Here is a 12418-nt window from a genome sequence, read left to right as displayed (position 1 = left end):
GCCCCTGACAATACGTCCCGGCCGGCAGCCTTGACCCCGGCGCCTGGGCGTCGGAAACCCGGCTCGACAGTTTAGAACGACGTCAGGCTCGTGCGCATCGAGGCCGGCGCCCTGGGACGGACACGTGACCCGCAAGAGCCGCCGCCTCACCCTGATTGCCTGCTGCGGCGCTGTGCTCGCCGTCGCGGTGGGCTTGATCCTTTGGCAGATGAGCGGTTCCATCGTGTTCTTCCGCTCGCCGGCCGAGGTCGCTGCGCAGGGCGTTGCGCCGGGTACCCGCTTCCGACTCGGCGGCCTCGTCCTCGACGGCTCGCTCAAGCGCGGCGCCGATCAGACGGTCGATTTCTCGGTGACGGACACGAAGGGCACCATCCCCGTGCACTACAAGGGGCTGCTGCCGGACCTGTTCCGCGAGGGGCAGGGCGTCGTGGCGGAGGGCACGCTCGATGCTGGCGGCACCTTCCGCGCCGACACCGTGCTCGCCAAGCACGACGAATCCTACATGCCCCGCGAGGTTGCCGATGCGCTGAAGGCGCAGGGTCGCTGGCAGGAGGGCACGGGCGGCAAGCCGGTGCCGAAGGCCGAGGGGCCGGAGGGTTCCCTCGGCAAGCGCAGCGAGCGGTGATGTCAGGAACGGCCCTCGCCTGCCTCGTTTCCAACAACACACCTCATTCTGAAGTGTTGCGGAGCAGCCTCGAAGCAGGGCTCCAGGGATCCGGACGCAGACTGGAGCCCTCTTTCGAGGCCTCCGCTTCGTGGCACCTCGGCATGAGGTGGATGGATGGGATCGGCGTAATGGGTGCCTTCCGATGCTCGTAGAGGCTGGCCACTTCGCCCTCGCCCTGGCGCTGGCCCTGTCCGTGATCCAGGTGGCGATGCCGATCTGGGCGGCGCGCTCGGGCGACGAGGCCCTGCGTGAAACCACCGTGCCGGCGGCGCTCGGGGTCTTCGCCTGTATCCTGTTTGCCTTCGGCGCGCTGACCTACGCGCACGTGATGTCCGACTTCTCGGTCAAGAACGTCGTCGAGAACTCGCACACGCTGAAACCCCTGATCTACAAGATCTCCGGCGTCTGGGGGAACCACGAGGGCTCGATGCTGCTCTGGGTTCTGATCCTGTCGCTGTTCGGCGCCATGGTTGCCTTGGCCAGGAATTCGGTGCCGCCAGTTCTGCGCACCAACACGCTGGCGGTGCAGGCCACGATCACCTTCGTGTTCGTGCTCTTCATCATCACGACCTCGAACCCCTTCGACCGGGTCGCCCCGGCGCCGATCGAGGGCAACGACCTCAACCCGCTGCTGCAGGATTTCGGGCTCGCGGTGCATCCACCGCTCCTTTACCTCGGCTATGTCGGCTTCTCGATCACCTTCGCCTTCGCCGCCGCGGCGCTGATCGACGGCCGGATCGACGCGGTCTGGGCTCGCGCCGTGCGTCCCTGGACGCTCACCGCCTGGGTCTTCCTGACGCTCGGCATCGCGATGGGCTCCTACTGGGCCTATTACGAGCTCGGCTGGGGCGGCTGGTGGTTCTGGGATCCGGTCGAGAACGCCTCGCTGATGCCCTGGATCGCCGGCACGGCGCTGTTGCACTCCACGGTCGTGATGGAGAAGCGCGACGCGCTGAAGGTCTGGACCGTTCTGCTCTCGGTGCTCACCTTCTCGCTCTCCCTGATGGGCACGTTCATCGTGCGCTCGGGGCTGCTGACCTCGGTGCACACTTTCGCCACCGACCCGACCCGCGGCGTCTTCATCCTGGCGATCCTGGTCGTCTTCATCGGCGGCTCGCTGACGCTCTTTGCCTGGCGTGCGCCGATGCTGCGCCAGGGCGGAATCTTCGCGCCGATCTCGCGCGAGGGCGCGCTCGTCCTGAACAACCTCTTTCTGGTCGCCGCCTGCGCCACTGTCCTGGTCGGGACGCTCTATCCGCTGCTGCTCGAGATGCTGACGGGCCAGAAGATCTCGGTCGGTCCGCCCTTCTTCAACTGGACCTTCGTGCCGCTGGCGATCCCGCTCCTGCTGATCGTGCCCTTCGGCCAGTCGCTCGCCTGGAAGCGCGGCGACATCTCGGCCGCGACGCAGCGCCTGTTCGCGGCCTTCGCCATCGCCTTCGTCGTCGCCATCGGCACCGCAGCGCTAGCCTGGGGTGGTCCGGTGATGGCACCCGTCGCCATTGGGCTCGGCGCCTATCTCATCATCGGCTCGGCGCTGGAGATCATCGCCCGTGCCCGCGGCTACGGCGCCAGCCGGGCGCGCGATTGGGGTACGATCGGGCGGCGCGCTGCCGGCCTGCCGCGCTCGGCCTGGGGCACGGCCATCGCCCATGCCGGCGTCGGCGTGGTGGTGATCGGAATCGCCGCCCAGAGCTGGGCGGTCGAAGGCCTCGCGACGCTCAAGCCCGGTCAGACGCTCGCCGTCGGCTCCTACGTGGCGACCCTCGATAAGGTCGGCCCCCGGACCGGCGAGAACTACGAGGAGACCGCGGCCTTCCTGACGCTGCGTACCGCCCACGGCGACGCCGTCGGCCCGGTGGAGACGGGCAAGCGCTTCTACCCATCCCGAAAGATGACGGTGACCGAGTCCGGCCTCAAGACCATCGGGTTCAGCCAGGTCTATGCCAGCCTGGGCGAGGTCATGCCCGATGGCTCCATCGGCCTGCGGCTCTACTACAAGCCGCTGGTTCTGCTGATCTGGCTCGGCGCCGTGGTGATGGCGCTCGGCGGCGCGGTCTCCCTCACCGACCGCCGCATCCGCGTCGGTGCCCCGGCAAAGGCGAAAGCGAAGCTGCCGCCGCATGCGGTGCCGGCGGAATGACGCCGCCCAGGACGATGCCGGGGCGGCCGATGGCAGCCACACGACTCCTCGTGCTTCGGGGCTCCTTCCGAGCAGCTCGGCATGAGGAGCGTGGTGGGGTGCAGGCTGTGTGGTGGAGACGCATGGCGCTTGCCGCCATGCTTCTGCTGTCCGCTGCGCCAGCTCACGCTGTTCAACCTGATGAAGTCCTGAAGAATCCCGCCCTCGAAGCCCGCGCCCGCCACATCTCCGAAGGCCTGCGCTGTCTCGTCTGTCAGAACCAGTCGATCGACGATTCGGACGCTCCACTCGCCAAGGACCTGCGGGTGATCGTGCGCGAGCGCCTCACCGCAGGCGACGACGACAGGCAGGTCGTCGACTATGTCGTGGCACGCTACGGCGAGTTCGTGCTGCTGAAGCCGGTTCTCGCCTGGCACACGCTGCTGCTCTGGCTGACGCCGCTGCTGGCGGTGCTGCTCGGCGGGTTCGGGATCTGGCGCCTGTCCCGCCGCCAGGCGCCGGAAAAGCCTGCCGGATTGTCTCAGGCCGAGCAGGCCGAGGTCGATGCGCTGCTGGAGCGGCGCTAGATCGCGCTGCGTTTCGGTGAAAGCGCAGAAACCGTGATCGATCGATCAGGATCGAGCCTGCTCTAGGCAGCGCGCGCTGGCCGTACGGTCGGCAGAGCCAGGCTCGGACAGGCGGCTTCCACGCGGTTGCGCCCGGCATGTTTGGCCCGGTAGAGCGCCTGGTCCGCCGCCTCGAGCAGCCCCTCCGATGTCACGCCGAACGCGCCCGTCGCGCCGTGTGCCGAGGTGATGCCGACGCTGGCGCTGACGCAGGCTCCGGATCGGCCGGGATGCGGTAGCGCCAGCCGGGTGACCGCGTCGTGCAGGGCCTGACCGGCTTCCAGCATCGCCTCAGGCGTCGCGCCTGGCAGCAAGGCCACGAACTCTTCCCCGCCGAACCGCGCGACCAGCCCATTCTGTGCAGCCACCGCCCCGCTCAGGGCGGAGGCGATCTCGCGCAGGCAGCGATCCCCTTCCGAATGGCCGGCGGCATCGTTGAAGGCCTTGAAGTGGTCGACGTCGACCACGGCGAGGCCTAGCCATTGCTCCTCGCGGATCGCCGTTTTCCAGGCCTCGTCCAGCCGCTGATCGAACAGGCGCCGATTGGCGAGGCTCGTCAGGGGATCGGTCTCCGAGAGGACGATCAGCCGCGAATTCGCCTCGGCCAGGGCATGGGCCTGGATCCGCTCGCGCAGGCCGAGCAGGAAACTCTGCTTCGTCTCCCATTCCTGAGCGTAGGTCAGCTTCAGCGGCACCAGGATCAGGCTCGCCACCAGCATCGGTACGCCGAACCCGTCATGGTCGCCGAGGCTGAAGACCGTGATCGAGCCGACATAGAGGGTGAAGCAGGCGGTGCAGTAAATGATGCCGTGCCGGAACGAGAGCGGCGCGATCATGCCCACGACGAGGGGGATGATCGCCGCGAGAATCAGATAGACGTCGCCGTGAGGCTCCGACACGATCCGCGCGCTGTTCAGGGTCACTCCCATGGCGACGAGGCTCACGCTGAGCACGCAGGCCATCTGCCGGAGCGGCGAGGGCTCCCGCCGGAGCAACACAACCGCAAGCAGCGTCACCGGCACGAGCAGGCCGAGCGTCAGCGCCGCTGGGACGGCCACGGCGTCGGCCCCGAACATGTCGAAATCGACCTTCACCGACAGCACGTTGACGGCGATGAAGACCAGGAGCCAGGAGCGGATGCGACGCGCGCTGGCGGCGCGACCCTGCGCGGCGTAGCGGGCCTCGAGCGAGGCAGGCAGACGCAGGCGATACCAAGGTCTCGCAAGACCTTCTTCAATCAGAGGTAGCATCGCGAGGCAGGCAGCTCCTGGGCGAGAAGCGAGGTTGCAACCTTACAAATCCGGTGTTGCCGCCAAGTTAACCCTCGCGCCGTGAGAGGCGTGCCTCCGCGGTCATACCGAGGCGCGGCCCGGCCCCGAGCCGCCGGCATTCGCGTTGGAGGCCGAAAGCGCCTATAGGGGCACGATTCCTCCCTTCCCAAGGTCACATCCAAGTCATGGCGACGGCGTCGTTCGACAGCGCCCGGCGCGAGCCCGGCGTTCTTCCCGCAATCGAGAAGATGCCCGACTTCCGCCCCGAGCCGGCCGCCCTCGGCGGCAAGACCTCTCTCGTCGGCCTGACGCGCGCCGGCCTCAAGGAGGCCCTGCTCGGCATCGGCGTGGCCGAGCGCGAGGCGCGCATGCGCGGCAGTCAGCTCTGGCACTGGATCTACCTGCGCGGCGCCACCGACTTCGACCAGATGACCAATGTAGGCAAGGGGTTGAAGGCCCAGCTCGCCGAGCGCTTCACCCTCGACCGGCCGGAGGTCGTCAGCGAGCAGATCTCGCGCGACGGCACGCGCAAGTGGCTGCTCCGCATGGCGCCCACCAATGTGCAGGAGCACAATCGCGGCGCCGAGATCGAGTGCGTCTACATTCCGGGCCCGGATCGCGGCACGCTCTGCGTCTCGTCCCAGGTCGGCTGCACGCTCACCTGCACCTTCTGCCACACCGGCACCCAGCGCCTCGTGCGCAATCTTTCATCGGCCGAGATCGTCTCGCAGCTGATCCTCGCCCGCGACCGCCTCGGCGACTGGCCGGGCCAGGAGCCGGTGCGCAATGCCGGCTCCACGGGCGAAGCCGGGCGCCTGATCACGAACGTCGTGTTCATGGGCATGGGCGAGCCGCTCTACAACGTCGATGCTGTGATCGACGCGGTCCAGGTCATGACCGACCAGGAAGGCATCGGCCTCTCGCGGCGGCGCGTCACCGTCTCGACCTCCGGCGTCGTGCCGCAGATGTTCCGCCTCGGCGACGAGTCGCATGCCTCGCTGGCGATCTCGCTGCATGCCGTGCGCGACGAACTGCGCAATGAGCTCGTGCCGCTGAACCGCAAATACCCGATCGCCCAGCTGCTCAATGCCTGCCGCAACTATCCGGGCCTCAGCAACGCGCGCCGCATCACTTTCGAATACGTCATGCTCAAGGACGTGAACGACAGCGACGACGACGCCTACGAGCTGGTCGAGCTGCTCCGCGACATCCCGGCCAAGATCAACTTGATCCCGTTCAACCCCTGGCCCGGCAGTGCCTATGCCTGCTCCGACTGGAGCCGGATCGAGCGCTTCTCGCAGATCATCTTCGATGCCGGCTATGCCTCTCCGGTGCGCACGCCCCGCGGCCGCGACATCCTCGCCGCCTGCGGCCAGCTCAAGAGCGAGACGGAGAAGCTGCGCGCCCGCGCCCGCATGATGCTCGAAGAGGGTATGGGCGCCGAAGCCGTCTATGCCGGCGCCGACGCGGACGATTGATGCGGCTTCTCGGCCGGCTCGTTCTCGGCTCCGTCGCGCTGGTCCTTGCCGTTCCGTGCGGTGCGCTTGTCCTCGCGGCCGGCGTGCTGCTCGACCCGGTCTCGCGCGACACGGTCGGCGCCCTCGGCCTGATCGGCATCATTGAAGGCATCGACGACATGGCCGCCGGGCTCCCGCCGGATGTTGCCATCGGCGCGATGGTCGCCTTCCTGAGGGCGCTCGCCATCCTCCTCCTGCTGCCGCCGGCCCTGGTCGCCCTGATCGGCGAGACGCTGCGGCTCCGGGCGCTCGCCTGGTACGGTGGAGCCACTGGCCTGCTCACTGCCGCCCTCCCCTGGATCGCCCGCGGCGGTGTCAAACCGCCATCCGGGCAAGACGCGCTCGTGGCCGAAGGCCGGGTGATGGCGGTGCTGTTCCTGGCCGGCGCCGCCTCGGGGCTTGTCTATTGGATGGTCGCCGGAAGAAGCGCTGCCGAAGGAAGGCCGGCGATGGATCGGTCGCGATAGCGTCTTTCCAGCGAGCGCGATCCTGCGTTTTCCGATAGACCGGGGCGCATGCTGCCGATGATCCGCGCCGCCCTCGCCCTCCTCCTCGCGCTGCCGGGTGTGGCCCACGCGCAGGCTGACCCGACACCGGGCTCCCTCGGCACGGCGCCGCTCCAGGCGGAAGACGCCCGCATCCTGCCCGTGCTGGCGAGCCATGGCATGGTGTCCTCTCAGGAGGAGCACGCCACGCGGATCGGCGTCGACATCCTCAAGCGGGGCGGCAACGCGGTCGATGCGGCCGTGGCGGTGGGTTTCGCCCTCGCCGTGACGCTGCCGCGCGCGGGCAATCTCGGCGGCGGCGGCTTCATGCTGGTGCATCTCGCCGATCGCAACGAGACGGTGGCGATCGACTACCGCGAGACCGCTCCGGCCGCAGCCACCGAGGACATGTTCCTCAACGCCGAGGGCGAGCCAGACAAGGCCGCCTCGACCCGTACCGGCAAGGCGGTCGGCGTCCCGGGCACCGTGCGCGGTCTCGCCGAGGCGCACCGTCTCTACGGCTCCGAGAAATTCACGCTCGCCGAGCTGATCGCGCCGGCGGAGAAGCTGGCGCGCGAGGGCATCCCGGTGGAATCCGGCCTCGCCGATTCCTTGCCCCGTGCCTCTGGCCTTCTCGGTCAATGGCCGTCGAGCCGTGCGATCTTCTTCGACGGCGACAGGGTGCTGCCGCGCGGGGCCACGCTCGTCCAAAAGGATCTCGCCGGCACGCTGCACGCGATCGCGGAGCAAGGACCGGACGCCTTCTATACGGGCGAGATCGCCGAGCGGATCGCCGCCGCCGTGCGCGGTGCCGGCGGCATCATGACGGCCGCCGATCTGGCCACTTACAAGCCGGAAACGCGCAAACCCGTGAGGGGAACCTATCGCGGCTACGACATCGTCTCGATGCCGCCGCCGAGTTCTGGCGGCGTCCACCTCATCGAGATCCTCAACATCCTCGAGGGCTACGATCTCGCCGCGATGGGCGCCGGCAGTGCGCAGGCCATCCATCTTCTCGCCGAGGCGATGAAGCCAGCCTATGCCGACCGGGCTTCCTGGCTCGGCGACCCGGCGCGCACCAGGGTCCCGGTCGAGGGCCTGATCTCGAGGCCCTATGCCGAGACTTTGCGCAAGCAGATCGAACCGAACCGCGCGCGCCCAGCCGCCGAGGTGAAGGCCGGCAACCCGCTGCCCTTCGAGCACGACCAGACCACGCATTTCTCGGTGGTCGACGCCCAGGGCAATGCGGTCGCCAACACCTACACCCTGAACTTTTCCTACGGCATCGGGCTGGTGGCCGAGGGCACCGGCGTGCTGCTCAACAACGAGATGGACGACTTTTCCGCCAAGACCGGGGCGCTCAACGCCTACGGGCTCGTCGGTGGGCAGGCCAATGCCGTGGCGCCGGGCGCAAGACCGCTCTCCTCCATGACGCCAACCATGGTGTTTCGCGGGGGACGGCTGTTTCTGGTGACCGGGAGTCCCGGCGGCAGCCGCATCATCACCACGGTACTCCAGGTGATCGTCAACGTGCTGGATTTCAAAATGAATCTGGCGGAGGCCGTCGCTGCGCCGCGCATTCATCACCAGTGGCAGCCGGACGTCCTGATGGTGGAGGAGGGCATCTCACCCGATACCGTCTCTCTGCTTCGTCAGCAGGGCTACACGGTGAAGGTCGGCGCGCCCTCGGGCTCGGCCAATTCGGTGATCTCGGACGGCGGCTTGCTCGCCGGAGCGTCGGATCAACGCCAGCGCGGCACTCTCGCGGACGGTTACTGAGCCTGCGGGGCCCCGGAATCACGACCGGAAGGGGAAACGCAGCCCTAAGCCGCCAGCGCGCGCTTCACGGTCGAGCGCAGATCGGCGAGCGAAAAGGGCTTCGTCAGCACGTCGAGCACGATGGCATCGAGACCGCGGGCGCGCTCGCGCTGGTCGGCGAAGCCCGTCATGAGCAGGATGGTGAGGTCGGGATAGTCGCGCTTGGCCGCCAGCGCGAGGGCGATCCCATCCATCAGCGGCATGCGGATGTCGGTGAGCATCAGGTCGAATTCGCCGGAGGCCTCGGTGAGACGGTCGAGCCCATCGCTGCCGTCGATCGCCGTCACGACGGAGTGGCCGTCGAGCTCCAGCCCGCGCTTCAGGAATCCGCGTATTGTGTCCTCGTCATCCACGAGGAGGATGCGCGCCATGTCGGCTGCCTCGGCTTCGCTCTCAAATCTGCCGGCCGACCTCGCAAGCGCCACGGCGTGCAGTCAAGATTCTTGAAGCCACAGAGTTCCTTGAACCGTAGTCCTGAGCATTATTCGGAACGTTTTCCGTCAAATCCCCAGCATAGGCCCGCGCCGCCCGCGACTGCTCAGGCGCCGCCGAACAGATCCGGATCGTTGCTTTCGTAGTCGACTAGGCCGACGAACGGGAGCTGCCGGAAGGCATGTGCCGCGTCCATGCCGTAGCCGACTACGAACACGTCGGGACAGGTGAAGCCGACGAAATCGGCATCGATCGTCACCGCACGCTTGCCGGGCTTTTCCAGGAGCACGGCCGTGAGCACGCGCCGGGCGCCGCGGGCCATCAGGAGGTCCTTGGCGAACACCACGGTGCGCCCCGACTCGAGGATGTCGTCGACGAGCAGCACGTCGCGGCCGCTCACCTCGCTCTGGACGTCGCGCAGGATCTCGACCTTGCCGGAGGAGATCGTTGCGTCGCGGTAGCTCGACAGGTGCACGAACTCGACCTGCGGCGACAGCCCGACCCGGTGCAGGGCGCGCAACAGGTCGGCGGCGAACATGAAGCTGCCCTTGAGCACCGCGACGACGAGCAGGTTCTCGGGCTTGGCCGCCAGAATCTCGGTAGCCAGCTCTTCATTGCGCCGCGCGATGGCGGCTTCGTCGAACAGGACGCGGACGCGCCGGGAAGCGGAGGTCATGCAAGCCTCCAAGCAAGCCTCATGGTCATGCCCGCCTCATACCACGCGAGCGCCGAGGCGCCAGCGGCTCAGTGAACGCTGTGCTGTGCGTCCCCAGCGGGAGCTGATGCCTCGGCCGCGCCGGCATCGGCGAAGCGGACCAGCACCTGACTGGCCTGTGCGGGGGGCGCCGAGAGGCTCGCGCGGAAGCGGGCCGTTTCGCCCGGCTCCAGGGCGGCCCGCGAGGGCGGCACGGTCCAACGATAGAGCGACTGGTCGCGCGCGTCGCGCAGCTCAATCTCCAGTGGGGACACCGCAACGCGCTCGCGGGCCACTCCCACGAGATCGCCCTCGACCACGAGCTGGGCTGGGTTCGATCCCTCGGCTGTGTTGCGGAACGCCGTGACCTCGCGAAAATCGACGCCGCGCAGGTTCACTGGCAAGCCAATGGCAGAGAAGAGCGCCGCGCTCTGCGGCATCACCCGCACCACTGCTGCCCGCCCGAAAGTGGCGAGCGGCAGGATCGCGAACAGGGCGAGCCCGGCGGCGATGGCGGGCGACGGGCGCGGGATCGTCGCGAACCGCTTCGGCTCGGCCCTCTTCGCCGTACGCGGCGGTGGCATCGGCTGATCGATCACGACCGGCGCCGGCTCTTCCGGCTCGTCGCCGAACGACGCGCCGTCCCACGCATCGATCTCGGCGGTTTCCGCCGGATCCGGGGTCTCCGGGCCGACGAACCAGGTCTCGCTGCAGGCAGCGCAGCGCACGGAGCGGCCCTCGGCGCCGACGAGGACGCCTTCGATCTCGTACTCGCTCGCGCAGGCAGGGCAGGAGATCAGCATGGTAAATCGGTTGGGTGCTTCCGGCGGCGGGTTGCCGCGCGCGGAAAAAGGACCGAAACGGTTGTTGCGCGACCAGGGTTAACCGCCCGTGAAACGGCCTCGATCGGCTGTTTCGATCCTCTTCCGAATTGCGCGTGACGGAGCGAGCTTTGGCTGGCGGAGTGAACGTGGCGGGCGGGACGAGGACGGGTAGCCTGTTGTCCGGCACCGAGGCGCCGGCGGTCCACTTCGAGAATGTCGGCATGCGCTACGGCATGGGACCGGAGGTGCTGTCCGACGTCAGTTTCGAGATCGCGCCGCGCTCCTTCCAGTTCCTCACTGGCCCGTCCGGCGCCGGCAAGACGACGCTGCTGCGGTTGATCCTGCTCTCGGTGCGCCCGACGCGGGGCCTGGTCTCGGTCTTCGGCGAGGAGGTGAGCGGCATCTCCAACGAGGCGCTGACGGGCCTGCGCCGCCGCATGGGCGTGGTCTTCCAGGATTTCCGCCTGCTCGACCACCTCACCACCTACGAGAACGTCGCCCTCCCCTTGCGTGTACAGGGCCGCTCCGAAACGAATTACCGGGCCGAGGTCGTGGAACTGCTCCGCTGGGTCGGCCTCGGTGAGCGCATGCATGTGCTGCCGCCTCTCCTCTCGGGCGGCGAGAAGCAGCGCGCGGCGATCGCGCGGGCACTGATCGCCCGGCCAGAGCTGCTGCTCGCCGACGAGCCCACCGGCAACGTCGATCCAACCCTGGCGCGGCGTCTGCTCCGGCTGTTCATGGAGCTGAACAAGCTCGGCACCTCCGTGTTGATCGCCACCCACGATTTTGGCCTGATGGATTTGATCGATGCGCGCCGGCTGGTGCTCGGAGACGGCCGTCTCCGGATCGAAGAGTGATGGCCGAGACTGGCGCCCCGCCGCGCCCTGCCCCCGCCGCATCGCCTGCGTCAGCCTCCGAGCCGTCGCTGCCGGCGACACTCCGCCGCAACGCGCCACTGGTGCCGACCGATACGGCCGCGAGCCGGGCGCTCGCCGCGGTCATCGCGATCCTCACCTTCCTCGCAGCGCTCTGCGCGGGCGCTGCCGAGATCGTCGCGACGAGCGCCGGTCAGTGGCAGGGCGCGGTGGCGCAGGAGGTCACTGTCCAGGTTCGCCCCGGCCCCGGCCGCGACATCGATGCGGACGTGACGCGAGCTCAGGAGATCGCCAAGGCTGAACCTGGGATCGCCGAGACGCGGATCTTCTCGAAAGGGGAATCCGAGCGCCTGCTCGAACCCTGGCTCGGCAGCGGCCTCGATCTCTCGGATCTGCCGGTACCGCGCCTCATCACCGTCAAGCTCGCCTCGAGTCCCGCACCCGACCTGAAGGCCCTACGCGAAAAACTGACCGAGGCTTTGCCCGGTGTTGCCAGCCTCGACGATCACGCCCTCTGGCTGCAGCGTCTCTCGACCATGGCCAACACGTTCGTCGGCATCGGCATCGGCATCGTTGCGCTGGTTCTGGCCGCGACGGGCCTCGCCGTGGTCTTCGCCACGCGCGGCGCCATGGCCGGCAACAAGGAGGTGGTGGAGGTGCTGCATTTCGTCGGCGCGAACGACGACTACATCGCCCGTGCCTTCCAGAGCCGCTTCTTCCGTCTCGGCTTGCGCGGTGGTGCCGTCGGGGCCGGCGCGGCGCTCCTCGTCTTCGCGCTGGCCGGCGTGCTGGCTCGGATCTCGCGCTCGGGCCCGGCCGGAGACGAGATCGAGGCCTTGTTCGGCAGCTTCCAGGTCGGCTGGCGCGGATATTTCCTGATCGTGCTGATCGGCGTGATCGCCTCCGTCGTCACCGCCGTAGTCTCGCGGATCACGGTCCGCCGCTTCCTGTCATGGTAGGCACTGCCGTGCCGGTTTCCTGAATCCGTACCGAAGCTTGCGACGATCCGCGCGGATCGCGTTAACCATTTGTAAACCCGTGAAAGAGGAAAATTTCGCCTCTCCACGGCCGCAATCGCGGCTACGCT

The 12418-nt window shown here is 68.2% G+C and carries 12 protein-coding genes; 8 read left to right on the top strand and 4 right to left on the bottom strand.

The genetic code is table 11. From position 1 onward, the window contains the following. The first annotated feature begins 124 nt into the window (after nucleotides 1-124). From ccmE to MGN01_RS07070, 3 genes are all read left to right on the top strand, one after another. Nucleotides 125-625 (top strand): cytochrome c maturation protein CcmE, encoded by a 501-nt coding sequence (gene ccmE, locus MGN01_RS07085; RefSeq protein ID WP_147045894.1) that lies wholly within the window; start codon nucleotides 125-127, stop codon nucleotides 623-625. A gap of 184 nt (nucleotides 626-809) precedes the next feature. Beyond that, entirely contained in the window at nucleotides 810-2810 is a 2001-nt protein-coding gene (locus MGN01_RS07075; RefSeq protein ID WP_147045893.1) for a heme lyase CcmF/NrfE family subunit, read from the top strand. Nucleotides 2811-2932: 122 nt separating this feature from the next. Further along, a complete protein-coding gene (locus tag MGN01_RS07070) occupies nucleotides 2933-3376 on the top strand; it encodes a cytochrome c-type biogenesis protein (protein ID WP_147045892.1) in 444 nt (147 codons plus the stop codon). Between the two features lie 62 nt (nucleotides 3377-3438). Here MGN01_RS07070 and MGN01_RS07065 read toward each other — a convergent pair whose 3' ends face one another. Next, the gene (locus MGN01_RS07065) at nucleotides 3439-4665 is read right to left on the bottom strand and encodes a GGDEF domain-containing protein (RefSeq protein ID WP_147045891.1); all 1227 of its coding nucleotides are present in this window, start codon (nucleotides 4663-4665) and stop codon (nucleotides 3439-3441) included. 206 nt (nucleotides 4666-4871) lie between these two features. Between MGN01_RS07065 and rlmN the strand changes: the two genes are divergently transcribed. Genes rlmN through ggt form a run of 3 tightly spaced genes read left to right on the top strand, consistent with a single transcriptional unit; the run spans nucleotide 4872 to nucleotide 8467 of the window. Continuing rightward, nucleotides 4872-6164 (top strand): dual-specificity RNA methyltransferase RlmN, encoded by a 1293-nt coding sequence (gene rlmN / locus MGN01_RS07060; protein ID WP_147045890.1) that lies wholly within the window; start codon nucleotides 4872-4874, stop codon nucleotides 6162-6164. Continuing rightward, a complete protein-coding gene (locus MGN01_RS07055) occupies nucleotides 6164-6670 on the top strand; it encodes a hypothetical protein (protein WP_147045889.1) in 507 nt (168 codons plus the stop codon). The genes rlmN and MGN01_RS07055 overlap by 1 nt, the downstream gene beginning before the upstream one ends. Nucleotides 6671-6718: 48 nt before the next feature. Beyond that, the gene (gene ggt / locus MGN01_RS07050; RefSeq protein WP_147045888.1) at nucleotides 6719-8467 is read left to right on the top strand and encodes a gamma-glutamyltransferase; all 1749 of its coding nucleotides are present in this window, start codon (nucleotides 6719-6721) and stop codon (nucleotides 8465-8467) included. 44 nt (nucleotides 8468-8511) lie between these two features. On the opposite strand, the gene MGN01_RS07045 is transcribed toward ggt, so the two are convergent. The 3 genes from MGN01_RS07045 to MGN01_RS07035 all read right to left on the bottom strand — a co-directional run bounded on the left by MGN01_RS07045 (nucleotide 8512) and on the right by MGN01_RS07035 (nucleotide 10435). Further along, entirely contained in the window at nucleotides 8512-8877 is a 366-nt protein-coding gene (locus MGN01_RS07045) for a response regulator (protein ID WP_147045887.1), read from the bottom strand. A gap of 167 nt (nucleotides 8878-9044) precedes the next feature. Further along, entirely contained in the window at nucleotides 9045-9614 is a 570-nt protein-coding gene (gene hpt, locus MGN01_RS07040) for a hypoxanthine phosphoribosyltransferase (protein ID WP_147045886.1), read from the bottom strand. A gap of 68 nt (nucleotides 9615-9682) precedes the next feature. Next, on the bottom strand, nucleotides 9683-10435 hold the full coding sequence (locus MGN01_RS07035) for a zinc-ribbon domain-containing protein (RefSeq protein ID WP_147045885.1): 753 nt from the start codon (nucleotides 10433-10435) through the stop codon (nucleotides 9683-9685). 242 nt (nucleotides 10436-10677) lie between these two features. Here MGN01_RS07035 and ftsE point away from each other — a divergent pair, with 242 nt between their 5' ends. Continuing rightward, nucleotides 10678-11313: a cell division ATP-binding protein FtsE gene (gene ftsE, locus MGN01_RS07030; RefSeq protein ID WP_238257666.1), complete on the top strand. Its 636-nt coding sequence runs from the start codon at nucleotides 10678-10680 to the stop codon at nucleotides 11311-11313. Further along, complete coding sequence (locus MGN01_RS07025; protein WP_147045883.1) at nucleotides 11313-12290, top strand: cell division protein FtsX; 978 nt, start codon at nucleotides 11313-11315, stop codon at nucleotides 12288-12290. Before ftsE ends, MGN01_RS07025 begins: the two co-directional genes overlap by 1 nt. Nucleotides 12291-12418: the final 128 nt, after the last annotated feature.

It is taken from the genome of Methylobacterium gnaphalii (assembly GCF_007992215.1).
Lineage (GTDB): Bacteria > Pseudomonadota > Alphaproteobacteria > Rhizobiales > Beijerinckiaceae > Methylobacterium > Methylobacterium gnaphalii.
The sequence above is the reverse complement of the archived record's forward strand: the minus strand, read 5'-3'. Positions and strand labels throughout refer to the sequence as shown.